We start from the raw sequence: 25,531 nt of genomic DNA, 5'->3' as shown, positions 1-25,531 counted from the left end.
CGGGACTTCCGGGAGGCAGGCCCGGTGCCGCCGCGCGGCTTTCTGTCGGGGTTCCGGTGCGGGACTTCCGGGAGGCAGGCCCGGTGCCGCCGCGCGGCTTTCTGTCGGGGTTCCGGTGCGGGACTTCCGGGAGGCAGGCCCGGTGCCGCCGCGCGACTTTCTGCCGAGGCTCCGGTGCGGGACCTCCGGGGAGGTCGACAATCGACGGCCTTCGGCGGCGTGGTCATGATGTGACCGTGGGTGACCCGTGGGCCCGGCTGTGCGCGGCGGCGCGCGACCCGGAGACGGGTGTTCTGTCGGCCCGGCGCGAATCCGCGCGGCATGCAGGGGTACGCGGCAGGCCGTTGACCCAGAGGTCACCGGATGTCCATGTGCGGGACAGGGGGTGGGCCGGTGGTGCGTGGTTCGATGGACAAATGATCGATGATTTCGTCACTGGGGCCGATGCGCCCCGGAACTTGTCCGATGTCGAGGAAGCGGTGCGCAAGGCGGCAGCCGCGGAGGTCATGCCGCGGTTCCGGCAGCTCGCCGCGCACGAGATCGTCGAGAAGAACGGCCCGCACGATCTGGTGACGGTCGCCGACCGTCTCGCCGAGGACCACCTCACCGCATCGCTCACCGCGCTGCTGCCCGGCTCTGTGGTGGTGGGCGAGGAGGCCGTGCACGCGGATCCGGGCATCCTGGGCGCGCTGCACGGGGACGCCCCGGTCTGGATCGTCGACCCGGTCGACGGTACCCGGCAGTTCGTGCACGGCGATCCCGGCTTCGCCACACTCGTCGCACTCGCTCACCGTGGGGAACTGCTGGCCTCCTGGACGTACGCCCCGGCGCTCGACCTGATGGCGGTCGCCGTGCGCGGCGGGGGAGCGACGCTCAACGGCGAGCCGCTGCGCTCCGGCAGCCCGGATCCGGACGCGCTTCTCGACATCGCCACCTCGCACCCCGATTTCACCTCCCTGGAGGAGAACGAGGCGTTCGCCCGGCTGGCGGTCAGCGGCGTCGCGCCGCGGCCCTGCGGGTCGGCGGGTCTGGAGTATCTGCACGTCGCGCAGGGCCGGCTCGGGGCCATCGCCTTCGGATGGGAGAACCCCTGGGACCACGCCGCCGGTCTGCTGCTGGTCGCCGAGGCAGGAGGGGCGAGCGCCACGGTCGCGGACGAGCCCTTCCGGATCGCGGGCGGGAACGCCCTGCCGTTCACCGCAGCCCGGGACGAGCCCACGGCGCGCCGGGTCCTCGCCCTCCTCAAGGGCACCGATCTCGGCGGCGAGCCGCGGAACGCTTAGGCAGCCGGGCCCGCAGAGGGGCGCTCAGGGGGGCGCCTCAGGGGTACCAGGTCCCGCCCGGGGCCGGGCAATTTTGGGGCCGCTCGGGTGCGCAACGCCACCAGCCGTCCGCCCCGCCCCTGCGCGCGACGGCGAGCGGTTCCCTCTCCGGTGTCGACCGCATCCGCGATGCCGGGGCTGCCGTTCGTTCCGGCAGGAAGTGACCGGTCCAGGGCCGCCCGCGGCAGCCGCCGCCTATCCTGGGCGGAGCCCGAAAGGCCGAGCGAGATGGGCCTGGGGGAACCGGCCGTCGGATGACGAAGGAGTCTCGCGGTGCCGTCGATGCTCGATGTGGTCGTGGTGGGGGCCGGGCCCAATGGGCTGACCGCCGCCGCCGAACTCGCCCGCCGCGGCTGCTCGGTGGCGCTGTACGAGGCGGAGGACACCGTCGGCGGCGGCGCCCGCACCGAGGAACTCACGCTGCCCGGCTTCCGGCACGACCCCTGTTCGGCCGTGCACCCCTTCGGAGCGGGCTCGCCCGCCTTCAACTCCATGCCGCTGAGCGGCTTCGGCCTGGAATGGCTGCACGCCGCACTGCCGATGGCGCACCCCTTCCCGGACGGCACCGCGGCCGTGCTCTCCCACTCGATCAGCGAGACCGCGGCATCGTTCGGCAGCCGCGACGCGGGCACGTACCGGCGCCTTGTCGCCCCCTTCGCCGGCCACTGGGACACCCTCGCCGCGGACTTCCTCCGGCCGCCGTGGCTCGGTATGCCCCGTGACCCGCTGCGTTTCGCCCGCTTCGCGCTGCTCGGCCCGCAGCCCGTCGCCCTGCTGAACCGGCGTTTCCGCGGCGAGAAGGCGCGAGCCCTGCTCGCCGGACTCGGCGCGCATGCCATCGCCCCGCTGCGCGGCCTGACGACCGGGGGACTGGCCGTGATGTTCGCCCTCGCGGCGCACGGGCACGGCTGGCCCGTGGCGCGGGGCGGTTCGCAGGCGATCTCGGACGCCCTCGCCGGTTATCTGCGTTCGCTCGGCGGCACGATCCACACCGGCATCACCGTCAAGCGGCTCGACGAGCTCCCGCCCGCCCGCGCCTACGTCTTCGACACCTCGCCCACCGCTCTGGCCCGGATCGCCGGCCTCGGCAACACCTACCGCGGCTTCCGCTACGGCCCCGGCGCCTTCAAGATCGACTACGCCCTGTCCGGGCCGGTCCCCTGGACCGCGAAGGACGCCCGGCGAGCCGGTACGGTCCACGTCGGCCCATCGGCCCGGGAGATCGGCGCGGCGCTGCTCCGCGCCTCGCACGGCCAGGCCCCCGACACTCCGTTCCTGATCACCTCGCAGCCCACCCTCGTCGACCCGACCCGCGCGCCCGACGGCAAGCACACGTTCTGGGCGTACGGCCATGTCCCGAATGACTGGCGCGGTGACGCCACCGAGGCCATCGAGCGGCAGATCGAGCGCTTCGCCCCCGGATTCCGCGACCTGGTGCTCGCCCGCGCCGTCTCCGGTCCGCCTGAGATGGCCGCCCGCAACGCCAACTACGTCGGCGGGGACATCGGCTGCGGGGCCTTCGACGGACTGCAGTCCGTACTGCGCCCCAAACTCGCCCGCGTCCCGTACGCCACCGCCCACCCGGCGGTCTTCCTGTGCTCCTCCGCGACGCCGCCGGGCGGCGGCGTGCACGGCATGTGCGGCCACAACGCGGCGCGTGAGGTGTGGCGCAAACTGCACGCACCGCGACGCTGAAACCGCGGCAGACGCCCTCGGTCAGGCCGCCCTGCGCAGCTCGGCGAGCACATCCTCCCGTACGCTCTCCGGCTCCGTACCGAGTCGGCGCAGCACCCCGACGGCGAGCTTGTCCGTGGGGTCGAGCAGCCCCAACAGGAGGTGCTCGACGCCGATGTGGCGGTCCTTCAGCGCGACGGCCTCACGCAGCGAACGCTCCAGCGCCCGCTTCGCGCGCGGTGCGAACGGCAGATGCCCCGAGCTCGTCTCCTTACGGTTCCGGCGGCGACGAAACGGCAGAATCCGCCGAGGCGCCGGATCCGGCTCGGGCCGCGGTGCGGCGAGTGCCCCGGGCCCGAAGGTGTCCTCCGCCCGACTGCGTACCTCGTCGAGGTCGATCCCGATGGCCTTCAGCGCTGCCGCGTCGTCCTCGCCGATCCCGCTGTCGCCCCGGCCCACCACGTTCTCGACTGCGGCGAGACAGGACTCGGCGGTGATGCCCCGGCGTACCAGCGCGGCCACCCCCGGTGAGTCGGGCACCGACAGCACGGTCAGCAGCAGGTGCTCCGTGCCGACACAGGGGTGCCCGAGGCCGCGGGCCTCCTGCTGCGCCCGGATCACGACTTCCCGCGCCTGCCTGGTGAATCGTTCGAACATCCCTACCTCCTGGCGTGCTTCTTGTGGACTGCCTGCCTGCTCACACCCAACGCCGCGCCGATCTCCTCCCAGGACCAGCCCTGCCGCCTGGCGCTGTCGACCTGGAGCGCCTCCAGACGCTCGACCAGCCGCCGCAGGGCGGCCACGGCGCGCAGGCCCACATGGGGATCGCGGTTCATGGCGGCCTCCGCGGTGTCCACTGCTTCTCTCGCTTCTGCTCCAGCCATGCTGTCAACCTAGGATGACAAGACGCACCTGTCAACCGTCATTGACAAACGCTCGTTGTAGGCACCCGGACTTCGATGTCGGATTCCCGCCAGCCGAGCAGCCCCGTGTCCCCGATGCTTGAGCCATGCACACCGACACCGACAGGTGCGTACGCGCCGTAAGGTCGAAGGACGCCCGGTTCGACGGCTGGTTCTTCACCGCGGTTTCGACCACCGGCATCTACTGCCGTCCGAGCTGTCCGGTCGTCCCGCCCAAGGCCGAGAACATGCGCTTCTACCCCAGCGCGGCAGCTGCCCAGCAGGCCGGATTCCGGGCCTGCAAACGCTGCCGGCCCGACGCCAGCCCCGGCTCCCCGCAGTGGAACGAGCGGGCCGACCTCGTCGCCCGGGCGATGCGGCTGATCGCCGACGGTGTCGTCGACCGCGAGGGCGTCACCGGCCTCGCCGCCCGGCTCGGTTACAGCACCCGGCAGATCGAACGCCAGCTGCTCGCAGAGCTGGGCGCGGGCCCCCTCGCCCTCGCCCGCGCCCAGCGGGCCCAGACCGCCCGCCTGCTGGTCGAGACGAGTGCACTGCCCATGGCCGAGATCGCCTTCGCCGCCGGCTTCTCGAGCATCCGCACCTTCAACGACACCGTGCGCGAGGTGTTCGACCTGTCCCCGACGGAGCTGCGCGCCCGCGGTGCCCGCAGCCGCCCGGCCCCCACCACCGGCATGCTCTCGCTGCGGCTGCCGTACCGGGCGCCGCTCTGCCCCGACAACCTCTTCGGACACCTCGTCGCCACCGCCGTCCCGGGGGTGGAGGAGTGGCGCGACGGCGCGTACCGGCGCAGTCTGCGGCTGCCGTACGGCCAGGGGGTGGTCGCTCTGCGCCCGCAGCCCGACCACATCGGCTGCCGGCTCGCCCTCACCGACCTGCGCGATCTCACCATCGCCATCAGCCGCTGCCGCCGCCTGCTCGACCTCGATGCCGATCCGACCGCCGTCGACGATCTGCTCCGCAAGGACCCCCTGCTCACACCGCTCGTCGGCAAGAATCCGGGCCGCCGGGTGCCACGTGCGGTCGACGCCGCGGAGTTCGCCGTACGGGCGGTGCTCGGCCAGCAGGTGTCCACGGCCGCGGCCCGTACGCACGCGGGCCGTCTCGTCCTCGCGCACGGCGAACCGGTCGACGACCCCGCAGGCGGGCTCACCCACCTCTTCCCCGCCCCGGAGGCCCTGGCCGAACTCGATCCGGGCCGGCTGGCCCTGCCCCGCACTCGCCGAACCACCCTCACCACGCTCGTCGGCGCCCTGGCGGCCGGAGACATCGCCCTCGGCGTGGGCAGCGACTGGGACGAGGCCCGTACGAACCTGTCCGCCCTCCCCGGCATCGGCCCCTGGACGGTCGAGACGATCGCGATGCGCGCCCTCGGCGACCCCGACGCCTTCCTCCCCACCGACCTGGGGCTGCGGCGCGCCGCCCGGGATCTGGGCCTGCCCTCCACCCCGTCCGCGCTCACCGCGCGGGCGGAGGCCTGGCGGCCCTGGCGCGCGTACGCGGTGCAGTATCTGTGGGCGAGCGACGACCACCCCATCAGCCACATGCCCGCAGTCTGAGGAGCAGCACCCGTGCCGACACGCACCCACACCGTCATCGACAGCCCCGTGGGCCCGCTCACCCTCGTCGCCACCGACGGGACGCTGTCCGGCCTGTACATGACCGAGCAGCGGCATCGGCCCCCGCAGGAGACCTTCGGCGCCCCGGACGGCGCACCCTTCGCGGAGGTCGTGCGCCAGCTCGACGCCTATTTCGCCGGCGAGCTCACCACCTTCGATCTCCCGCTCCAGATGGACGGCACGCCGTTCCAACGGCGCGTCTGGTCGGCCCTGCGGGACATCCCGTACGGCGGCACACTCTCGTACGGGCAGCTCGCCGGTCGGCTCGGGAACCCGGGCGCCTCCCGTGCCGTCGGCCTGGCCAACGGCAAGAACCCGATCGGCATCATCGTCCCCTGCCACCGCGTCGTCGGTGCGAGCGGCAGCCTCACCGGATACGGCGGCGGGCTCGACCGCAAGCGCCGCCTCCTGGACTTCGAGTCCGGAGCCGCGGAACAGGCGCTCTTCCCTGCCCCGGCCGAACCTCCCCGAGATCAGTGCAACGCTGAGACCAGCCGAACCTGAGATCAACCGGGCCTGAGATCAGACGGACCCCAGGTCAGCGGAACGTACCGTCGACCGGACCTCTCAGGTCACCGGGCCCTGAGGTCGGCCGGCCCGTAGCCGTCCTCCAGCTCCGCGGCCCCGCGGCCCGCCGCCAACGCCCCCAGCGCGGCCCGGATGCGGCGTTGCATGTCCGCCGCGAGATATGAGCCCGCCTCGTCCTGGGCCACCAGCCGCCAGGCAGTCAACTCGGCCTCCTGGAGCCGGATCGCGGCCAGCTGCGCTTCGTCGAGTACCCCGCCGTCGTACAGATAGGACACGAGCGGCGGCCGTCCCGTCCCGGGTACCCAGTCGACGGCGAGCAGCGGTCCGAGCGCGACATCGAGGCCGATCTCCTCCGCGGCTTCGCGCCGAGCGGCCTGCCGCGGCGTCTCGCCCTCGTCGGATTCCACGGTGCCGCCGGGCAGGATCCACTTCCCGTCCCGGCGGTAGTTCGGTTCCACCAGCAGGATCCGGTCCTCCGCGTCACGGAAGATGACGCCCGCTCCGGCGAGGACCCTCGGTAGTCCGGCGATGTATGTGGCGTAGTCCATGGTCACGCCAGCGAGCCTAACGCCCTGAATATCCGGCCCACGCATCAGCGAATTCCGACGGACAACCCCGCCCTGGGCAGGGCGGCTGTCTCCCGGTTAGGGTCGCGGGGGCGCGACTGCCGGGATGGAAAGCAAGGGGTAACAAGGTGGCGGACGCAGCAGTATCCGAGACGGGGCGCGTGCTGATCGCCGCGGACAAGTTCAAAGGCTCGCTCACGGCCGTACAGGTCGCGGAGCACATCAGCGCCGGGCTGCGCCGGGGCGCACCGGGCGTACGGATCGAGTCACTCCCCGTCGCCGACGGCGGCGACGGCACGGTGGACGCCGCGGTCGCGGCCGGGTTCGAACGCCACGAGATCCAGGTCACCGGCCCGCTCGGCGCCCCGCTCACCGCGGCGTACGCGCTGCGCGGGAGCACCGCGGTCGTCGAGATGGCCGAGGCCTCCGGCTTGCGGCACCTCCCGGAGGGGATCTTCGCGCCCCTCACCGCGACCACGTACGGCACGGGCGAGCTGCTCCGTGCCGCGCTGGACGCCGGTGCCCGCACCATCGTCTTCGGTGTCGGGGGCAGCGCCACGACCGACGGCGGCGCGGGCATGCTGGCCGCGCTCGGGGCCCTCTTCCTCGACAGCGACGGCGACCCGGTCCATTCGGGCGGCAGCCCGCTCCGTGAGCTCGACACGGCCGACCTCACGGGCCTCGACCCGCGCATCGCGGATGTCGACGTGATCCTCGCCAGCGATGTGGACAACCCGTTGACCGGCCCGAAGGGCGCCGCAGCCGTCTACGGCCCGCAGAAGGGGGCGTCGGAGGAGGACGTCGCGACCCTGGATGCCGCCCTCGCCCACTACGCGGCCGTCCTCGAGAAGGCCCTCGGCCGTGCTGCCGCCGAGCACGCCGTCGCGCCGGGCGCGGGAGCCGCGGGCGGAATCGGCTACGGGGCACTCGTCGGCCTCGGCGCCCGCTTCCGCCCCGGGATCGAGGTCATGCTCGACGTCCTCGGTTTCGCCCCGGCGCTGGAACGCGCCGATCTGGTGATCACCGGTGAGGGCTCCCTCGACGAGCAGACCCTGCACGGCAAGGCGCCCGCGGGTGTGGCCGCCGCGGCGCGGGCGAAGGGCATCGGCGTCGTCGCGGTCTGCGGCCGCCTGGCGCTCGCCCCCGAGGAACTGGGCCGGGCCGGCATCCATCGCGCGTACGCCCTCACCGAGCTGGAGCCGGATACGGCCCGCTGCATCGCCGGGGCAGGCCCCCTCCTCGAGCGCGTGGCGGAGAGCATCGCCCGCAACCACCTCCCGGGCTAGGCCCGCCTGACAAACCCCGCTCGACCCGACAAGGCCCGGCGGACATGGGTGAGGGCCCTGAGCGAATCGCTCAGGGCCCTCACCCATGTCATTCCGCCAAGCCACAAGCCAAGGCGCCAAGCCGCGGCGCAGCCGCTACGGCAGCTGGGCCGCCCTCGCCTCGCGCCGGTTGCCCCGGAAGGTGTTCACCCGGCGGGCGGTCGCGAAGAGCGGGATCACCGCGGCCAGCACCACCTGGAGCGCGCAGCCGGTCTGCAGCAGCAGCTGCCCGCCGGGGGCGTCGAACGCCCAGGCGGCCAGAAGCCCCATGCTGAGCACGATCCAGCCGAGCATCGCCACCGCGAGCCGTCCCCGTGGCTTCGGGTACTCGACCCGGCTCACCATCAGCCACGCCACCCCGATGATCGCCAGCAGCGTCGGGATGAACGGCAGCTCCAGCAGCACGATCGAGACGACCGTCAGCGCGCCGAACGGGCTCGGCATGCCCTGGAAGATCCCGTCCCGGAGCGTCACGCAGGAGAATCTCGCAAGCCGCAGCACCACCGCCAACAGCACCACGATCGCGGCCAGCACCGAAACCCGCTGGTGAGCGTCGTTGGCGACCATGCCCCAGACCACGACGAAGTACGCCGGAGCCAGTCCGAAGCTGATCAGGTCGGAGAGGTTGTCGAGCTCCGCACCCATCGCCGAGCTGCGCAGCTTGCGCGCCACGAGCCCGTCGAAGAGGTCGAAGACCGACGCCAGCAGCATCAGGATCACGGCGGTCGCGGCGCTGTGCCGCGCCATTCCGCCGTCCTCGCTGCCCGTCAGATGCGGGATGAGAACGCCGGTGGTGGTGAAGTACACCGCCATGAAACCGCACGTGGCGTTACCGAGAGTGAGGGTGTCCGCTATCGACAGCCGCGTGGACAGCGGCATGTCGTCCATCTCGTCGGACTCCGCCTCAGTCTCGGGCGCCCAGCCGGCCGCCGTGGTGTGAGGTTCGGGATCAATCACGGTCAAGGCGAGTCACCCCCGCAATGGTGGCCTGTCCGACCTCGACGGCGACGTCCACGCCTTCCGGGAGGTAGATGTCGACGCGCGAGCCGAAGCGGATCAGGCCGATCCGCTCGCCCTGCTCCACCTTCGTGTCCTGCGGCACGTACGGCACGATGCGCCGTGCCACCGCACCGGCGATCTGCACCATCTCGATGTCGCCGAGCTCGGTGTCGAAGTGCCAGACAACGCGCTCGTTGTTCTCGCTCTCCTTGTTGAACGCCGGAACGAACCCGCCGGGGATGTGCTCGACGGACGTCACGGCGCCCGCGAGGGGAGCGCGGTTCACATGGACGTTCAGCGGACTCATGAAGATCGCGACGCGGGTCCGTCCGTCCTTCCACGGCATGATGCTCTGCACCACGCCGTCGGCCGGGGAGATCACTCTGCCCTGGGTGATCTCACGCTCGGGATCGCGGAAGAACCACAGCATGCCCGCCGCCAGCGCGGTGGCGGGCACAGCGACCCCGGCCCAGCGCCCGGAGCGCCGGGCGCGGGTGAGGCTGAGGGCTGCAGTGGCCACGGTCGGGAGAAGCCACGGCGATGCTCCGCGCGCGAGGCGGACCCGGCCGCGTGGTGCAGAGGTTTGGCTGTGGGGCATGGATGACCTTCGTAGCGGATGAATGCCGCGCTGCAAGGGGGGACGGCGGCTTTCCGGGGATGCTATCGGTTTCGTGTGGCAACTGGGCAAGCCAGCAACCGAGTCGGTGCCCGAAGACCGGTGACAGGGTGTGATCTTCTTCTCGATCTCATGCCCCAATGCGGACAATCAGCCCTGGAAACGATATTCCTCGAGCAGTCGGCGGCCAATGATCATTTTCTGGATCTCAGCGGTACCTTCGCCGATCAGCAGCATCGGTGCCTCACGGTACAGGCGCTCGATCTCGTACTCCTTGGAGAAGCCGTAGCCGCCGTGGATACGGAACGCGTCCTCCACTACCTCTTTGCAGTACTCGGAGGCGAGGTACTTCGCCATCCCTGCCTCGAGGTCGTTGCGCTCCCCGGAGTCCTTCTTGCGTGCTGCGTTGACCATCATCGCATGCGCTGCCTCGACCTTGGTAGCCATCTCGGCCAGTTTGAACTGGATCGCCTGGTGCTGAGCGATCGGCTTACCGAAGGTGTGACGCTGCTGCGCGTAGGAAACGCCCAGCTCAAACGCGCGCTGTGCGACGCCGCAGCCCCGTGCGGCGACGTTGACGCGGCCCACCTCGACGCCGTCCATCATGTGGTAGAAGCCGCGCCCGGTCTGCCCGCCGAGCACCCGATCGGCCGGGATCCGCAGCCCGTCCATGATCAGCTCGGTGGTGTCGACCCCCTTGTAGCCCATCTTGTCGATCTTGCCGGGGATGGTGAGCCCGGGCCGGACCTCGCCGAAGCCCGGCTCTTTCTCGATCAGGAAGGTGGTCATCGACTTGTGCGGGGCGGTGCCCTCCGGGTGTCCCTCGTCCGTACGGCACAGCACCGCGACGAGCGTGGACGTGCCGCCGTTCGTCAGCCACATTTTCTGGCCGTTCAGGACGTACTCGTCGCCGTCCTTGACGCCCTTCGATGTGATGGCCGACACATCTGAGCCCAGAGCGGGCTCCGACATCGAGAAGGCGCCGCGGATCTCGCCGGCCGCCATCTTGGGCAGGAAGTAGTCCTTCTGCTCCGTGGTGCCGTGCTGCTTGAGCATGTACGCCACGATGAAGTGGGTGTTGATGATGCCCGAGACGCTCATCCAGCCGCGGGCGATCTCCTCCACGCACAGCGCGTACGTCAGCAGGGACTCGCCGAGGCCGCCGTACTCCTCGGGGATCATCAGACCGAAGAGGCCGAGCTCCTTGAGGCCCTCCACGATCTGGGTCGGGTACTCGTCGCGGTGCTCCAGCTCGGTCGCGACCGGCAGGATCTCCTTGTCGACGAAGTCCCGGACCGTGGACAGGATCTCCTGCTGGATGTCGTTCAGCCCGTGGGTCTGCGCGAGACGGCTCATCACTTCTCCTGCTTCTTCTCGGCGGGAGCCCGAAGCTCCGGGCGGCCGGGCTGCTCGCCGCCGCGCTCCTTGATGTAACTCTCGGTCGGCACCATCACCTTGCGCCGGAAGACGCAGACCAGGGTGCCGTCCTGCTTGTAGCCCTTTGTCTCCACATAGACGATTCCGCGGTCCGACTTGGACTTTGACGGAGTCTTGTCGAGCACGGTCGTCTCACCGTAGAGCGTGTCGCCGTGGAAGGTCGGCGCCACGTGCTTGAGCGACTCGATCTCCAGATTGGCGATCGCCTTGCCGGAGACGTCCGGCACGGACATGCCGAGCAGCAGGGAGTAGATGTAGTTCCCGACCACCACGTTCTTGCCGAAATCAGTCGTCTTCTCGGCGTAGTTCGTGTCCATGTGGAGCGGGTGGTGGTTCATGGTGAGCAGACAGAAGAGGTGGTCGTCGTACTCGGTGACCGTCTTTCCGGGCCAGTGCTTGTAGACCGCGCCGACCTCGAACTCTTCATAGGTGCGTCCGAACTGCATCGCGCTTACGCCTCCGGGGCCTCGAACTTGGACGTACGGGTCATGCCGGCGGCGCGGCCCTTGCCCGCGACGACGAGGGCCATCTTGCGGCTGGCCTCGTCGATCATCTCGTCCCCGAGCATCGCCGAGCCCTTCTTGCCGCCCGCCTCGGACGTGCACCACTCGTACGCGTCGAGGATCAGCTCGGCGTGGTCGTAGTCGTCCTGCGAGGGCGAGAAGACCTCGTTGGCCGCGTCGACCTGGCCCGGGTGCAGCACCCACTTGCCGTCGAAGCCCAGTGCGGCGGCGCGGCCCGCGACCTCGCGGTAGCCGTCCACGTTCTTGATCTGGAGGTACGGGCCGTCGATGGCCTGCAGGTCGTGCGTACGGGCCGCCATCAGGATCCGCATCAGGATGTAGTGGTAGGCGTCCGCCGGGTAGCCGGGCGGCTGCTCGCCGACGACCAGCGACTTCATGTTGATGGAGGCCATGAAGTCGGCCGGGCCGAAGATGATGGTCTCCAGGCGCGGCGAGGCGGCGGCGATCTCGTCGACGTTCACCAGGCCCTTGGCGTTCTCGATCTGTGCCTCGATGCCGATCTTGCCGACCTCGAAGCCCATCGTCTTCTCGATCTGGGTCAGCAGCAGGTCGAGCGCCTGGACCTGGGTGGCGTCCTGCACCTTCGGCAGCATGATGCAGTCGAGGTTGGGGCCCGCGCCCTCCACGACGGTCACGACGTCACGGTAGGTCCAGTGGGTGGTCCAGTCGTTCACCCGGACGACCCTGGTCTTGCCCGTCCAGTCGCCGTTGTTGAGCGCGTCGACGATGGTGTGCCGGGCGCCCTCCTTGGCGAGCGGCGCGCACGCGTCCTCCAGGTCCAGGAAGACCTGGTCGGCGGGGAGGCCCTGCGCCTTCTCCAGGAAGCGCGGGTTGCTGCCCGGCACGGCGAGGCAGGAGCGGCGCGGCCGCAGGCGGTTGACAGGGCCGGGGGCAATTCCAGTCATGCGGGGACCTCCAGAGGGTCGAGCTTGTTCGCTTTCCGGATCTCATCGACGATTCGGCCGATGATCTCCGTGATACCGAAGTCCTTCGGGGTGAAGACGGCCGCGACTCCGGCCGCGCGGAGCGCCTCCGCGTCCGCCGAGGGGATGATCCCACCAACGATCACCGGAATGTCGGCGGCACCCGACTGGCGCAGCCGTTCCAGCACATCCGGCACCAGCTCGGCGTGCGAGCCGGAAAGGATCGACAGACCGACGCAGTGCACATCCTCGGCCACGGCCGCCGAGACGATCTGCTCGGGGGTCAGCCGGATGCCCTGGTAGACGACCTCGAATCCGGCGTCGCGGGCGCGTACGGCGATCTGCTCGGCACCGTTGCTGTGCCCGTCCAGGCCCGGCTTGCCGACGAGCAGCCTGAGCTTGCCGCTGCCGAGCTCGTCGGCGGTCGTCGTCACCTTGCGCCGCACCTCGGCGAGCGGGGTGCCGCTCTCGGCGGCCACGGCGACGGGGGCGCTGCTGACGCCGGTGGGGGCGCGGAACTCGCCGAAGACATCGCGCAGGGCCCAGGCCCATTCGCCGGTCGTCACGCCCGCGCGGGCGCATTCGACCGTGGCGGCGAAGAGGTTGGTGTCACCGGCCGCGGCGGCCTTGAGCGCGGACAGGGATTCCTGCGCGCGGCTCTCGTCGCGGTTGTCGCGCCACTGGTGCAGCGCGGCGACGACGCGGGCCTCGTTCTCCGGGTCCACCGTCATGATCGCGGTGTCGAGGTCGGCGGTCAGCGGGTTGGGCTCGGTGCCCTCGTAGCAGTTGACACCGATGATCTTCTCCTCGCCGGCCTCGATCCGGGCCCGGCGCTCGGCGTGCGAGGAGACCAGCTGCGACTTGAGGTAGCCGGACTCGACGGCCGCCATGGCGCCGCCCATCTCCTCGATCCGCTGGATCTCGGCCAGGCACTCCTCGACGAGCGAGTCGACCTTGGCCTCGATGACGTGCGAGCCCGCGAAGATGTCCTCGTACTCGAGCAGATCGCTCTCATGGGCGAGGACCTGCTGGATGCGCAGGGACCACTGCTGGTCCCAGGGGCGGGGGAGCCCCAGCGCCTCGTTCCAGGCGGGGAGCTGGACGGCACGCGCGCGTGCGTCCTTGGAGAGGGTGACGGCCAGCATCTCCAGGACTATTCGCTGGACGTTGTTCTCCGGCTGCGCCTCGGTCAGTCCCAGGGAGTTGACCTGGACCCCGTAGCGGAAGCGGCGCTGCTTCTCGTTCTCGATGCCGTACCGCTCGCGGGTGACCTTGTCCCAGATGCGGCCGAACGCCCGCATCTTGCACATCTCCTCGACGAAGCGGACGCCCGCGTTCACGAAGAAGGAGATACGGGCGACCACATCGCCGAACTTCTCGGCCGGGACCTGGCCCGAGTCCCGTACGGCGTCGAGGACGGCGATCGCCGTCGACATGGCGTACGAGATCTCCTGCACCGGGGTGGCCCCGGCCTCCTGCAGGTGGTAGCTGCAGATGTTGATCGGGTTCCACTTGGGGATGTGGGCCACCGTGTACGTGATCATGTCGGTGGTCAGACGGAGGCTCGGCCCCGGCGGGAAGACGTGCGTCCCGCGCGACAGATACTCCTTGACGATGTCGTTCTGGGTCGTACCGGACAGCTTCGCGATGTCCGCGCCCTGCTCCTCGGCGACCACCTCGTAGAGCGCCAGCAGCCACATGGCCGTGGCGTTGATGGTCATCGAGGTGTTCATCTGGTCCAGCGGGATGTCCTGGAACAGCCGCCGCATGTCACCGAGGTGGGAGACCGGGACCCCGACCCGGCCGACCTCGCCGCGGGCGAGGATGTGGTCGGGGTCGTAGCCGGTCTGCGTCGGGAGGTCGAACGCGACCGACAGGCCGGTCTGGCCCTTGGCGAGGTTGCGCCGGTACAGCTCGTTGGACGCCTCGGCCGTGGAGTGCCCGGCGTAGGTCCGCATCAGCCACGGACGATCCTTTTTGCCGCGCGGGCTCGGCTCCGGGCGCTTGGACCCGGTGTCGACGTTCTCCCCCAGGCTTCGGCCGGGAGGTGCCCCCACGCCCCCGCGGGGGCTCGTCTCTCTCGACACCGGCGCGCCCTTCGGTTCGCTCGCGGTCTGACGCTCACTCATGTGGCTCCGTACCTCAGACGTTCCGGAAGCGGTTGATGGCGTCGATGTGCTTCGCGCGCAGCTCCTCGTCGCGCACGCCCATGTGCTCCTGCGGGGCCAGGGCCAGCACGCCGACCTTGCCCTGGTGGAGGTTGCGGTGCACGTCGTACGCCGCCTGGCCGGTCTCTTCCAGGGTGTAGGTCCTGGACAGCGTCGGGTGGATCTTGCCCTTGGCGATCAGCCGGTTGGCCTCCCACGCCTCGCGGTAGTTCGCGAAGTGCGATCCGACGATCCGCTTCAGCGACATCCACAGGTAGCGGTTGTCGTACTCGTGGTTGTAGCCCGAGGTGGAGGCGCAGGTGACGATGGTGCCGCCCTTGCGGGTGACGTAGACAGAGGCGCCGAAGGTCTCGCGGCCGGGGTGCTCGAAGACGATGTCCACGTCCTCGCCGCCGGTCAGCTCACGGATGCGCTTGCCGAAGCGCTTCCACTCCCTCGGGTCCTGGTTGTGCTCGTCCTTCCAGAACTTGTAGCCCTCGGCGTTGCGGTCGATGACCGCCTCGGCGCCCATCGCGCGGCAGATGTCCGCCTTCTGCTCGCTGGAGACGATGCAGATCGGGTTGGCGCCGCCGGCCAGCGCGAACTGGGTGGCGTAGCTGCCGAGCCCGCCGCTCGCGCCCCAGATCAGGACGTTGTCGCCCTGCTTCATCCCGGCGCCGTTGCGGGAGACCAGCTGCCGGTACGCGGTGGAGTTCACCAGGCCTGGGGCTGCCGACTCCTCCCAGCTCAGGTGCTTGGGCTTGGGCATCAGCTGGTTGGACTTGACCAGCGCGATCTCCGCGAGGCCGCCGAAGTTGGTCTCGAAGCCCCAGATGCGCTGCTCCGGGTCGAGCATCGTGTCGTTGTGGCCGTCCGAGGACTCCAGCTCCACCGAGAGACAGTGGGCCACGACCTCGTCACCGGGGTGCCAGGCGTTGACGCCCGGCCCGGTGCGCAGGACGACGCCCGAGAGGTCGGAGCCGATGATGTGGTACGGCAGGTCGTGCCGCTTGGTGAGCTCGCTGAGCCTGCCGTAGCGCTCGAGGAAGCCGAACGTCGACACCGGCTCGAAGATCGAGGTCCAGACGGAGTTGTAGTTCACCGAGCTGGCCATCACGGCGACGAGAGCCTCGCCGGGGCCGAGCTCGGGCACTGGCACGTCGTCCAGGTGCAGGGACTTTCGAGGGTCCTTGTCCCTGCTCTCGACACCGGCGAACATCTCGGCGTCGTCCTTGTGGACGGTCACCGCCCGGTACGACTCGGGGAGCGGCAGGGCGGCGAAGTCGGCGGCGGTGGTGTCCGACGAGAGGATTGCGTCCAGGATTTCATTCACTTTGGGGCCTCCGGCGAAGCGTCGGGGAACGCTTGAGGGAACGCTCGGGTCTGGTTGGGGATGGGTCGCGTGCCGTCGGTTCGGCTCAAGTGGTGTTGCTCGTCCGCGCGGTAGCGCAGTGGGGCCTGTGACGCAGGCATCCGGGCGCGCAATACGAGTTGCGGGGACAGCCGGCGTACGAAGGTTCTCTGCACGCCGGCCGCCCGGACACTCTCAACGTATGGCACGGCGTGCCACTCGGCAAGACACTGCGTGCCAACAATTTCTCTCAGATGTCATCGCCGTGGCACGTATGAGCAATAACAGCCGCCTCTACCGGGGCGGCCATCACCAAAAGTGTTCGATGAAATACTTAGCGTTGCCGCTTTTTTCTGGGATTCGCCATCGCCGGGGGTGGATGGAGCTCGTGTGCCCCGTGTGCCCCGTGTGGCCCGTGTGGCCCCGGGGACCGCCGCCTCGGTGTCCAGGTCGGCCGCCGGCTCACCTGTTCCTGAGCGCCCGCTCGATCGTCCGCATGACCTCGCCGAGCGGTGCGTCCGTACGCACCACCGTCACCAGCACATCGCCGTCCGCCGACGCCACCGCAGCGGGCCCCCGGTCGTCAGCCGGCCGGCCGGCGCCGATCCCGCTGCCGAAGGTGTCCCGGACGATCGCGAAGGCGCGGTCCAGCTGCGCCTCCACATCCCCCTGCCCGCCGGCGCGCAGCCAGCGCCGGAGTACATGGTTGTGCGCCGTCACCACGGCGGAGGCCGCGACCTCGGCGAGCAGCGGGTCGTCGTTGCCGTCGTGGTGCGCCCGCTCGTCGAAGTGGCCCAGAAGATAGCTGGTGAACAGCCGCTCGTAACGGGCCACCGAGGCGATCTCGCGCTCCCGCAGGGTGGGCACCTCACGCGTCAGCCGGTAGCGCTCCACGGACACGGCCGGGGAGGCCGCGTACATCCGCATGACCTCCTTGATGCCCCGGCACACCGTGTCCAGCGGGTGCTCGTGCGCGGGCGCCGCGTCGAGCACCGCCTCGGCCCGTACGAGCGTGTCGTCGTGGTCCGGGAAGATCGCCTCTTCCTTGGAGCGGAAGTGCCGGAAGAAGGTCCGCCGGGCGACCCCCGCCGCCGCGGCGATCTCGTCGACCGTCGTCGCCTCGTAGCCCTTTGTCGCGAACAGCTCCATCGCGGCCGCCGCCAACTTGCGGCGCATGGAGAGCCGCTGCGCGGCCGCCCTGCGGCTGCCCGGGCTCTCGGTGCCCTCGGGCGCCCTCTTCTCGGTCGAGCGGGGCGTACGAGCGGACTTGACGGGCTGGGCCATGTGGGGAACGTAACACGGTGGACTGACGGCGTGCGGGGGCGGACTTCCCGAAGGGTCGAGCAGCCCGCCCCATCCCGGCGACCCGTCAGGCCTTTGCATACTCGCGGAAGCCGCGACCCGTCTTACGGCCCAGGCAGCCCGCCGCGACAAGGTGCTCCAGCAGCGGCGCGGGAGCCAGACCCGGGTCACGGAACTCGGCGTGCAGCACCTTCTCGATGGCGAGCGAGACATCGAGCCCGACGACGTCCAGGAGTTCGAACGGGCCCATCGGGTAGCCGCCGCCCAGCTTCATCGCGGCGTCGATGTCGTCGAGCGTCGCGTAGTGCTCCCCCACCATCTTCACGGCGTTGTTGAGGTAGGGGAACAGCAGTGCGTTGACGATGAATCCGGCCCGGTCACCGCAGTCCACCGGGTGCTTGCGCACCTTGGTGCACACCTCCCGGACGGTGGCGTGCACATCGTCCGCGGTGAGGACCGTACGGACCACCTCGACCAGCTTCATCGCCGGGGCCGGGTTGAAGAAGTGCATACCGATGACGTCCTGCGGCCGCGAGGTGGCGCGGGCGCAGGCGATGACCGGCAGCGAGGAGGTCGTGGTGGCCAGCACCGCACCCGGCTTGCAGACCTTGTCGAGCGTGGTGAACAGCTGCTGCTTGACCTCCAGGTCCTCGGCCACCGCCTCCACGGCCAGGTCCACGTCGGCGAAGGCGTCCAGCGAACCGGCCGGGCTGATACGGGCCAGCACCTCGTCCCGGGCCTCGGCCGTCATCCGGCCCTTGTTGACCGAGCGGGTCAGCGACTTGGCGATACGGGCCTTGGCCGTCTCCGCCTTCTGATCGCTGCGGGCCGCGAGCACGACGTCGTAACCCGCCTTGGCGAAGACCTCGGCGATGCCGCTGGCCATGGTGCCGGAACCGGCCACGCCGACACTGCTGACCGTACGGTTCCGCGCACCGGCCGCGCCGTCCTCGGACGGCGTCCCGGCGTCCGGCACCACGGTGGTGCTGCCCGGCTCCTCGTAGCTGTAGAAGCCGCGGCCCGACTTGCGGCCGGTCAGCCCTGCCTCGCTGAGCTGCCCCAGGATCGGCGCGGGCGCGTGCAGCCGGTCGCCGGACGCGGAGTACATCGCCTCCAGCACCTTGCGGGCCGTGTCGACGCCGATCATGTCGAGCAGGGCGAGCGGGCCCATCGGGAGGCCGCAGCCGAGCCGCATCGCCGCGTCGATGTCCTCGCGGGTGGCGTACTTCGACTCGTACATCGAGGCTGCCTGGTTGAGGTAGCCGAACAGCAGACCGTCGGCGACGAAGCCCGGCCGGTCGCCCACCGCCACCGGCTCCTTGCCCAGCTCGTGGGCGAGCGCGGTGACGGCCGTGACGGCCGTGGGGGCGGTGAGCACCGAGGAGACGACCTCGACCAGCTTCATCGCGGGCGCCGGGTGGAAGAAGTGCAGGCCCAGGACGCGCTCGGGCCGCGCGGAGTCGGCGGCGAGCCGGGTCACCGAGAGGGCGTTGGTGCCGGTCGCCAGGATCGTGTCCGGGCGGACGATGCCGTCGAGCGCGCGGAACACCTCCTGCTTGAGCTCATAGCTCTCCGGCACGACCTCGATCACCAGGTCGGCCTCGGCCGCGGCCTGCAGGTCGGAGAAGGTGCGGAAGCGGGCGAGCGTCTGCTGCCGCTCCTGTTCGGTGATCCGTTCGCGCTGCACGGCGCGAGCGGTGGAGGCTTCCAGGGCGGCCACGGCCTGGACGGCGGCGGCGGCGCTGATGTCGATCCCGATGACTTCACGGCCCGCGCGGGCGAGGACCTCCGCGAGTCCGGTGCCCATGGTGCCGAGGCCGACGACGGCGATGGTACCGAGGGACGAGGGTGCTGAGACGGGATCTGGGGTGGACGGACGGTCCATCGCGGGACTCCTGAGGGACGATCTCCCGGCGCGGCGCACGTGGAGAGTGACGACTGAGGGTTTTTCGGGTACGCGAAATCGCTGGTTACGGATGCGGGCGTACCACTGAAGGGAGTTGTGAACCGATGCACGGCGGGCAGCGATGCCCGGCGGTGAAACCGGCAGGCCCTGTCCCGGGGCCGTGCCGTACTACGTGCGTCTGCGTGCAGAACCGACTGCACTGTGCGGCTGCGTCACCAGGCCGCTCGAGCGGGTGTGCTCGTATCAAAAGCTTAACTCGCGGGTAACCAAGTCCGCCAGAGGAAGTTGGATGCGGTGAGCTGTGGCGCACACCACCCTGGGGAGGGGCGGAGAAAATGGAAGAAGAATTCCGTGCGCTGGCGCGGCGCGTGCACGCCGAGCTGGCGGGGCCGGGCGAGACCGTGGAGTACGAGCGTCTGATCACGCTGGCGGAACGGGGCGGGGGCGGCCGGGACGAGGAGCTGGCCCGGATCCTCACCGAGCCCGGGCGGCCCCTGTGGGCGAGGGAGATCGCGGCCTACGCCCTCGGCTGCGCGGGAGACCGGCGCGCCTTCGAGACGCTGGTGCTGCTGCTCAACCACCGGGACCCGCCGCGCTGCGCGACGGCCGCCCACGCCCTGGCCCGCCTCGGCGACCCCCGTACGGGCAGGGCCGCGGCGACGCTCGCCACCAACCGGCTGCGCACCGCGTACGCGCTGCACCCGGTCCGGCTGCTCACCGCGCTGCGCACCCCGGAGTCCGTACCGGCGCTCATCGCGACGCTCGAGCCGCTGCTCGCCCCGGGCGCCCCGGCCCCGCTCGTCTCCCCGCTCTCCTCGGCCCGGATCGCGCTCGCCTGCGTCGAAGGTCTGGGCGCGCTGGGCGACGAGCGGGCGGTCCCGGTCCTCACGGCTGCCCGCGACGACCCCCGTCTCGCGGCGGCGGCGTCGGCGGCGCTGGCCCGGATGGCGGACGGCGCAGGGGCGTGATCACCCGGCCCGGCCCGGGTCTCTTCCTGACGCCGCCCGCCATGCTGGCCGCGCCGCACCCGAACTCCTGCTCGGCGTACCGATGTCGACGGCCTCCACCGGCGCCGTCCAGCGGCAGCGCCTCGTCCGGCTTTCCGTGCACTAGTGTCCAGCGTCGGTCCAACGTCCGCCGGGAGGGACGCGGCGGCGGCTTCTGGGTAACGCGCGGGGCAGGGCGGGCTACCCCCGGGCCGGTGCACCTCCCTCGGCCCCCTCGCCACCACCTGCGGGCGGGACGACGTTGGGTTCCGGGTGGATCGCTCAGGTGTGTGGTCGCGAGCTGAGCGAGAGCGTGTAACGGACCTCGGGCACCGGCACCCCGTCCACCTCGTACGGCTCCACGGCGCCGTCCGGTGCGAAGCCCGCGATCTCGTAGAAGCGCCGGGCGCGGGCGTTGCCCTTGAGCACCCACAGGCGCAGCTTCGGGAAACCGCGGTCCACGGCTCGCGCGACGGACTCGGCCAGCAGCGCGCGCCCCGCGCCGGTGGACAGCTGCTCGGGCAGTACGTAGAGGGCATAGAGCTCGCCGTCGGCGGGGGCGGCGTCCTCGTCGCGGCAGGGGCCGACGCAGGCCCAGCCGACGACCGCGCCGTCCCTCTCGGCGACGAGGTTGACCATGGTGCCGCGCCCGCGCGCGAAGTGGTCCCGGCGCCGGGCGGCATCCTGTTCGACGCTCATCGCGTCCAGATACGACTGCGGCATCAGCCCCGCGTACGCGAACTGCCAGCCGCGGACGCGCACGGCCGCGACCGCCTCGACGTCCGGCTCGGCCATCTCCCGTACGCGTAGCATCCGGCCAGGCTAGTACCTGCTGGGAAGCCGGAGCGGGTTGTGGTGGTGCAACTCGCGGAACGGGTGGGCCGGTCGGTGCCGGCGAGCCGGTCGGCGTTGGCACCCCGGTTCCGTACGGATGGGCGCACGGGAACCGCCGGTGTTCGAACCCGGCTCAGAGCAGGGTCAGTTGCGTCGGCTCCGGAATCTGGGGTACCGCCACATCCGGCGGCGGGATGCGGCGGGGAGCACCCGGACGGGAGGGGCCGATGCCGAACTCGGTCGCGTACTCGTGGACTTGGCGGGTGATGCGCCGCTGGTACCACTTCGGGGCGTACGCGCCGCCGCCGTACATCGCCTCGTACCGCCGCACCAGGTGCGGATGGTGCTGGGCCAGCCACGCCATGAACCACTCGCGCGCCCCCGGCCGCAGATGGAGGACCAGCGGGGTCACCGAGGTCGCCCCGGCCGCCGCGATCGCCCGTACCGTCGCGCGCAGTTGCTCCGGTGAGTCGCCGAGGAAGGGGATGACCGGCGCCATCAGAACGCCGCACGGGATGTCGTTCGACATGAGCGTGCGGCAGACCTCGAGGCGGCGCTCGGGCGACGGCGTGCCCGGCTCGACCGTGCGCCACAGCTTTTGGTCGAGGAAGCCGACCGAGACGGATGTGCCCACCTCGGTCACCGCGGCCGCCTGCCGCAGCAGTTCGAGATCGCGCAGGATCAGGGTCCCCTTGGTGAGGATCGAGAACGGGTTCGCGTAGTCGCGCAGCGCGGCGAGGATGCCCGGCATCAGCCGGTAGCGGCCCTCGGCACGCTGGTAGCAGTCGACGTTCGTGCCCATCGCGATGTGGTCGCCCTGCCAGCCGCGCGAGGCCAGCTGCTTGCGCAGCAGCTCGGCCGCGTTCACCTTCACCACGATCTGCGAGTCGAAGCCCTCCCCCGTGTCGAGGTCGAGGTAGCTGTGCGTCTTGCGTGCGAAGCAGTAGACGCACGCGTGGGAGCAACCGCGGTACGGGTTGATCGTCCACTCGAAAGGCATCCGCGACGCACCCGGCACCCGGTTCACGATCGAGCGCGCCCGGATCTCGTGGAAGGTGATCCCGCGGAATTCAGGAGTGTCGAAGGTACGGGTCACCGCGTCGGTGCCGAACAGTGCCGGCGTCGCCGTGGGCGCGTCGTCGTGCAGACCGTCCCAGCGCATGGTGCCTCCTTTCCTTGCACATCCGTCACGCTAGAACAGATATTCGATTTATGCCAGACGGGGCCCGATGTCGGTCGGACGGGCCGCCGGTGATTGGCTTGGCGCGCACGGCACATGAACAGCGGAGTCGACGGAAGGAAGAACGATGGCGCAGGTCGAGGCCACGACGGAGCGGGTCATCGCGGCGGAGCCCGAGGGGGTATTCGGTGCGCTTGCCGACTACTCGGGCACCCGCGCCAAACTGCTGCCCGAGCAGTACAGCGAGTACGAGGTGCGCGAGGGCGGCCAGGGCGCGGGCACCCTGGTGCACTGGAAGCTCCAGGCCACCAGCAAGCGCGTCCGGGACTGCCTGCTGGAGGTCTCCCAGCCGACCGCGGGACAACTCGTCGAGAAGGACCGCAACTCCTCCATGGTGACGACGTGGACCGTCACGCCGGCCGGTGAAGGCCGCGCGAAGGTCGTCGTCACGACCGTCTGGAACGGCGCCGGCGGCATCGGCGGCTTCTTCGAGAAGACCTTCGCTCCCAAGGGGCTCGGCCGGATCCACGACGAGGTGCTCGCCAAGCTCGCGGCCGAGGTGGAGAAGTAACTACCGTCCCGGGGCGCCTTCATGCTCACCGGATCGAGTGGTTTTCCTCCGGGGGCAGGCGTGCGCCGTACGCACTGCGGTCCGTGCGAAAGCCGCTGATGAGCGCCGGAAAGGCGCCCGGGGCAACGTAGCCCGCTCCCGCTCCCGCACCTCTCCCCGTATTCGTGGCGCTTGCTCGCTGATGTCGTGTAATGCGAGAAATGGGCGGGCGCAGGCGCGACGAAGGGGAGCGGGACGTGGGCGGGACGACACTGGTGAAGGGCGGCGAACCAGTCGCCGCGCCCGCCATCGACCCGTCCGCCGGCCCGCGAGGGGATGCGCCCGGGGGAGCGGCGGCGGGCGCCGGACTCAGTCCGCGCCGGGTGTGGATGATCTTCCTCGGGCTGATGCTCACCCTGCTGCCGGCGGCCCTCGACCAGACGATCGTTGCCACCGCCCTCCCCGAGATCGTCGGGGAACTGCACGGTCTGGACAAGATGTCCTGGGCCGTGACCTCCTATCTGCTCGCCTCCGCCATCGGGCTGCCCCTCTACGGCAAGCTCGGCGAACTCTTCGGCCGCAAGGGCGTCTTCCAGTTCGCGATCCTGGTCTTCGTGACCGGCTCGGCGCTGTCCGGCTGGTCGCGCACCATGGAGGAGCTGATCGCCTTCCGCGCCGTCCAGGGCATCGGCGGCGGCGGGCTGATGATCGGCGTCCAGGTGATCATGGCCGATATCGTCCCGGCACGGGAACGCGGCCGGTGCATGGGCTTCATCGGCGCCGCCTTCGGCCTCGCCTCGGTGGCGGGTCCGCTGCTCGGCGGCTTCTTCACCGACCACGCCTCCTGGCGCTGGTGCTTCTATATCAATGTGCCGTTCGGCATCTTCACCATGGTCCTCATCGCCGCGGTACTGAAGCTGCCGAAACCCACCGTCCGGCCCCGGTTCGACGTCCTCGGCGCGCTCCTCCTGGCCGCCGCCTCCACCTGCCTGGTCCTGCTGACGAGTTGGGCCGGTACCGAGTACGCGTGGACCTCCCGCGTCATCCTCGGGCTCGCGTGCGGAGCACTCGGCACGGCGCTGCTCTTCGTCGTCGTCGAGAACTACGCGCTCCAACCGATCATCCCGCTGCGGCTGTTCCGTGACTCCGTCTTCACCACGACCGGACTGATCGCTGCGGTCGTCGGTGTCGCGCTGTTCGGCGCCGCCGGCTATCTGTCGACCTTCCTGCAGATGGTCGACGGGGAGAGCGCCACCGAGTCCGGTCTGCTGGTGCTGCCCATGATGGGCGGCATCGTCCTCGCCTCCATCGTCTCCGGCCGGCTCATCAGCCGGACCGGCCGCTACAAGGTCTTTCCGCTGCTCGGCTGCGGCCTCTCCGCTCTGGGGATGTGGCTGCTGTCCCTGCTCGAGGCGGACACCCCGCGGCTGGAGTACAGCGCGTGGATGGCCGTCCTCGGCGTCGGCATCGGACTCGCCCTGCCGGTGCTCGTCCTCGCCGTGCAGAACTCCGTGCCGCAGGCCGACCTGGGCGTGGCCACCAGCGCCAACAACTACTTCCGGCAGATCGGGGGTTCGGTCGGCGCCGCGGTCTTCGGGACGCTCTTCGCGGACCGGCTCGCGACCGGTCTTCCGCCCGGGGCCGGCCTGCCGGACCCGGACTCGATCACCCCGCAGATGGTGCACGCGATGGACGCGGCACTGCGTGACGGATACATCCGGGCGTACACCGAGGCCATGCCGCGCATCTTTCTCTGTCTCGTGCCGGTGCTCCTGCTCGGCTTCCTGCTGGCCTTCCTGCTCAAGGAGAAACCCCTGGTGTCCTACAACGCCGCTGGTACCTCGACGGTTCCGCCCGCGCGATCCGCCTCCGCCACCGCCCCTCCGGCGGCCGGTGCCCCGGCTGGAACGCCGGCCGGAGTGCCGGTCTGCGGCACGGTCCAGCACTACGACGGGACCACGGTCCCGCGCGCTGCCCTCACCCTCATCGACATCTCGGGGCGGCAGATCGGACGGGGGGCTTCCGGGGAGGACGGCCGGTACGCGCTGAGCACACCGGGTTCCGGATCGTATGTCCTCATCGCGGCGGCGAGCGGCCACCAACCGCAGGCGGTGAGCGTCACCGTCGGCGAGCGGCCGGTCGAACTCGACGTGGTCCTCGGCGGGGCCGGGCGGCTCGCGGGGACGGTGCTCACCGCCGACGGCAGTCCGGTGCGGGACGCGACGGTGACCTTGACGGACGTACGCGGCGAGGTCGTGGCCTCGACGCGCAGCGGGCGCGACGGCGGCTATGTCATGGCGGAGTTGGTGGCCGGCGAGTACGTGCTCGCCTCCAGCGCCCCCGCCTTCCGCCCGGCCGCCCTGCCGGTGAGCGTCCAGGCCTCCCGCGAGACCCGGCAGGACATCGAACTCGCGGGCGGCGCGCTGCTGCGCGGCACGGTACGGGCGCACGGCGGGCGCCCCGTCGAGGACGCCCGGGTCACGCTGCTGGACGCCGCGGGCAATGTGGTCGACACGCTGACGACCAGCGCAGACGGCGCGTTCCGCTTCGTGGATCTGTCGGCCGGCGAGTACACCGTGATCGCCGCGGGCTACCCGCCGGTGGCCACGGTCCTCCAAGTGGCGGGCGGCGGGCGCACGGAGCGCGATCTGCAACTCGGCCACGAGGACTGACCCTCCGGAGGACAGCGGGCGGACGGCGGGCCCGCCGCCGAGCGGTGCGTACGACGGCCCCGCCGAGCGGTGCGTACGACGGCGCGAGAACGGCCGCCGTGCTGAGCGGAGCGCGGATCTCTTCTCGCGTTGCCCCGCGCGGGGCAA

Annotated in this window: 22 protein-coding genes; 8 read left to right on the top strand and 14 right to left on the bottom strand. The window is 70.8% G+C overall.

What is annotated here, in order from left to right; all coding sequences use genetic code 11:
- The first annotated feature begins 416 nt into the window (after positions 1–416).
- Complete coding sequence (locus ABZW18_RS26690; protein WP_356191945.1) at positions 417–1,283, top strand: inositol monophosphatase family protein; 867 nt, start codon at positions 417–419, stop codon at positions 1,281–1,283.
- A gap of 321 nt (positions 1,284–1,604) precedes the next feature.
- Positions 1,605–3,017: an NAD(P)/FAD-dependent oxidoreductase gene (locus ABZW18_RS26685; protein ID WP_356191977.1), complete on the top strand. Its 1,413-nt coding sequence runs from the start codon at positions 1,605–1,607 to the stop codon at positions 3,015–3,017.
- Between the two features lie 21 nt (positions 3,018–3,038).
- Here ABZW18_RS26685 and ABZW18_RS26680 read toward each other — a convergent pair whose 3' ends face one another.
- Both ABZW18_RS26680 and ABZW18_RS26675 read right to left on the bottom strand, forming a co-directional pair.
- Positions 3,039–3,653: a Clp protease N-terminal domain-containing protein gene (locus tag ABZW18_RS26680; RefSeq protein ID WP_356191943.1), complete on the bottom strand. Its 615-nt coding sequence runs from the start codon at positions 3,651–3,653 to the stop codon at positions 3,039–3,041.
- 2 nt (positions 3,654–3,655) lie between these two features.
- The gene (locus tag ABZW18_RS26675) at positions 3,656–3,880 is read right to left on the bottom strand and encodes a hypothetical protein (protein ID WP_356191941.1); all 225 of its coding nucleotides are present in this window, start codon (positions 3,878–3,880) and stop codon (positions 3,656–3,658) included.
- A gap of 125 nt (positions 3,881–4,005) precedes the next feature.
- Between ABZW18_RS26675 and ABZW18_RS26670 the strand changes: the two genes are divergently transcribed.
- Both ABZW18_RS26670 and ABZW18_RS26665 read left to right on the top strand, forming a co-directional pair.
- Complete coding sequence (locus ABZW18_RS26670) at positions 4,006–5,478, top strand: DNA-3-methyladenine glycosylase 2 family protein (protein ID WP_356191939.1); 1,473 nt, start codon at positions 4,006–4,008, stop codon at positions 5,476–5,478.
- A 12-nt stretch (positions 5,479–5,490) separates the two neighbouring features.
- On the top strand, positions 5,491–6,042 hold the full coding sequence (locus ABZW18_RS26665) for a methylated-DNA--[protein]-cysteine S-methyltransferase (RefSeq protein ID WP_356191937.1): 552 nt from the start codon (positions 5,491–5,493) through the stop codon (positions 6,040–6,042).
- Between the two features lie 68 nt (positions 6,043–6,110).
- On the opposite strand, the gene ABZW18_RS26660 is transcribed toward ABZW18_RS26665, so the two are convergent.
- Positions 6,111–6,614, bottom strand: coding sequence for an NUDIX hydrolase (locus ABZW18_RS26660; protein WP_356191975.1), 504 nt, complete (start codon positions 6,612–6,614; stop codon positions 6,111–6,113).
- Between the two features lie 146 nt (positions 6,615–6,760).
- Between ABZW18_RS26660 and ABZW18_RS26655 the strand changes: the two genes are divergently transcribed.
- Positions 6,761–7,918, top strand: coding sequence for a glycerate kinase (locus ABZW18_RS26655; protein WP_356191934.1), 1,158 nt, complete (start codon positions 6,761–6,763; stop codon positions 7,916–7,918).
- Between the two features lie 135 nt (positions 7,919–8,053).
- Here ABZW18_RS26655 and pssA read toward each other — a convergent pair whose 3' ends face one another.
- From pssA to ABZW18_RS26610, 9 genes are all read right to left on the bottom strand, one after another.
- On the bottom strand, positions 8,054–8,920 hold the full coding sequence (gene pssA / locus ABZW18_RS26650; protein ID WP_356191932.1) for a CDP-diacylglycerol--serine O-phosphatidyltransferase: 867 nt from the start codon (positions 8,918–8,920) through the stop codon (positions 8,054–8,056).
- Positions 8,907–9,554: a phosphatidylserine decarboxylase gene (locus tag ABZW18_RS26645; protein WP_356191930.1), complete on the bottom strand. Its 648-nt coding sequence runs from the start codon at positions 9,552–9,554 to the stop codon at positions 8,907–8,909. Before ABZW18_RS26645 ends, pssA begins: the two co-directional genes overlap by 14 nt.
- Positions 9,555–9,722: 168 nt before the next feature.
- The gene (locus tag ABZW18_RS26640) at positions 9,723–10,928 is read right to left on the bottom strand and encodes an acyl-CoA dehydrogenase family protein (protein ID WP_356191927.1); all 1,206 of its coding nucleotides are present in this window, start codon (positions 10,926–10,928) and stop codon (positions 9,723–9,725) included.
- Entirely contained in the window at positions 10,928–11,455 is a 528-nt protein-coding gene (locus ABZW18_RS26635) for a MaoC family dehydratase (protein ID WP_356191925.1), read from the bottom strand. The genes ABZW18_RS26640 and ABZW18_RS26635 overlap by 1 nt, the downstream gene beginning before the upstream one ends.
- 5 nt (positions 11,456–11,460) lie before the next feature.
- A complete protein-coding gene (locus tag ABZW18_RS26630) occupies positions 11,461–12,438 on the bottom strand; it encodes a CoA ester lyase (RefSeq protein ID WP_356191922.1) in 978 nt (325 codons plus the stop codon).
- A complete protein-coding gene (locus ABZW18_RS26625) occupies positions 12,435–14,489 on the bottom strand; it encodes a protein meaA (protein WP_356191972.1) in 2,055 nt (684 codons plus the stop codon). The genes ABZW18_RS26630 and ABZW18_RS26625 overlap by 4 nt, the downstream gene beginning before the upstream one ends.
- 109 nt (positions 14,490–14,598) lie before the next feature.
- A complete protein-coding gene (gene ccrA, locus ABZW18_RS26620; RefSeq protein WP_356191920.1) occupies positions 14,599–15,936 on the bottom strand; it encodes a crotonyl-CoA carboxylase/reductase in 1,338 nt (445 codons plus the stop codon).
- Positions 15,937–16,416: 480 nt separating this feature from the next.
- Positions 16,417–17,238: a TetR family transcriptional regulator gene (locus tag ABZW18_RS26615; RefSeq protein WP_356191918.1), complete on the bottom strand. Its 822-nt coding sequence runs from the start codon at positions 17,236–17,238 to the stop codon at positions 16,417–16,419.
- An 85-nt stretch (positions 17,239–17,323) separates the two neighbouring features.
- Complete coding sequence (locus ABZW18_RS26610) at positions 17,324–19,141, bottom strand: 3-hydroxyacyl-CoA dehydrogenase family protein (protein ID WP_356191916.1); 1,818 nt, start codon at positions 19,139–19,141, stop codon at positions 17,324–17,326.
- A gap of 356 nt (positions 19,142–19,497) precedes the next feature.
- Between ABZW18_RS26610 and ABZW18_RS26605 the strand changes: the two genes are divergently transcribed.
- The gene (locus ABZW18_RS26605) at positions 19,498–20,130 is read left to right on the top strand and encodes a HEAT repeat domain-containing protein (protein ID WP_356191914.1); all 633 of its coding nucleotides are present in this window, start codon (positions 19,498–19,500) and stop codon (positions 20,128–20,130) included.
- Positions 20,131–20,430: 300 nt separating this feature from the next.
- Here the strand turns inward: ABZW18_RS26605 and ABZW18_RS26600 are convergent, their stop codons facing one another.
- Together ABZW18_RS26600 and ABZW18_RS26595 are read right to left on the bottom strand one after the other, a co-directional pair.
- Entirely contained in the window at positions 20,431–20,961 is a 531-nt protein-coding gene (locus ABZW18_RS26600) for a GNAT family N-acetyltransferase (protein ID WP_356191912.1), read from the bottom strand.
- A gap of 154 nt (positions 20,962–21,115) precedes the next feature.
- Positions 21,116–22,144, bottom strand: coding sequence for an Rv2578c family radical SAM protein (locus ABZW18_RS26595; protein ID WP_356191909.1), 1,029 nt, complete (start codon positions 22,142–22,144; stop codon positions 21,116–21,118).
- 145 nt (positions 22,145–22,289) lie between these two features.
- Between ABZW18_RS26595 and ABZW18_RS26590 the strand changes: the two genes are divergently transcribed.
- Entirely contained in the window at positions 22,290–22,733 is a 444-nt protein-coding gene (locus tag ABZW18_RS26590; RefSeq protein ID WP_356191907.1) for an SRPBCC family protein, read from the top strand.
- 287 nt (positions 22,734–23,020) lie between these two features.
- A complete protein-coding gene (locus tag ABZW18_RS26585; protein ID WP_356191969.1) occupies positions 23,021–25,384 on the top strand; it encodes an MFS transporter in 2,364 nt (787 codons plus the stop codon).
- Positions 25,385–25,531: the final 147 nt, after the last annotated feature.

Source organism: Streptomyces sp. NPDC004647 (genome assembly GCF_040609575.1).
GTDB lineage: Bacteria > Actinomycetota > Actinomycetes > Streptomycetales > Streptomycetaceae > Streptomyces.
Note: the sequence above shows the minus strand (reverse complement) of the source record. Positions and strands in the feature narration are given on the sequence as shown.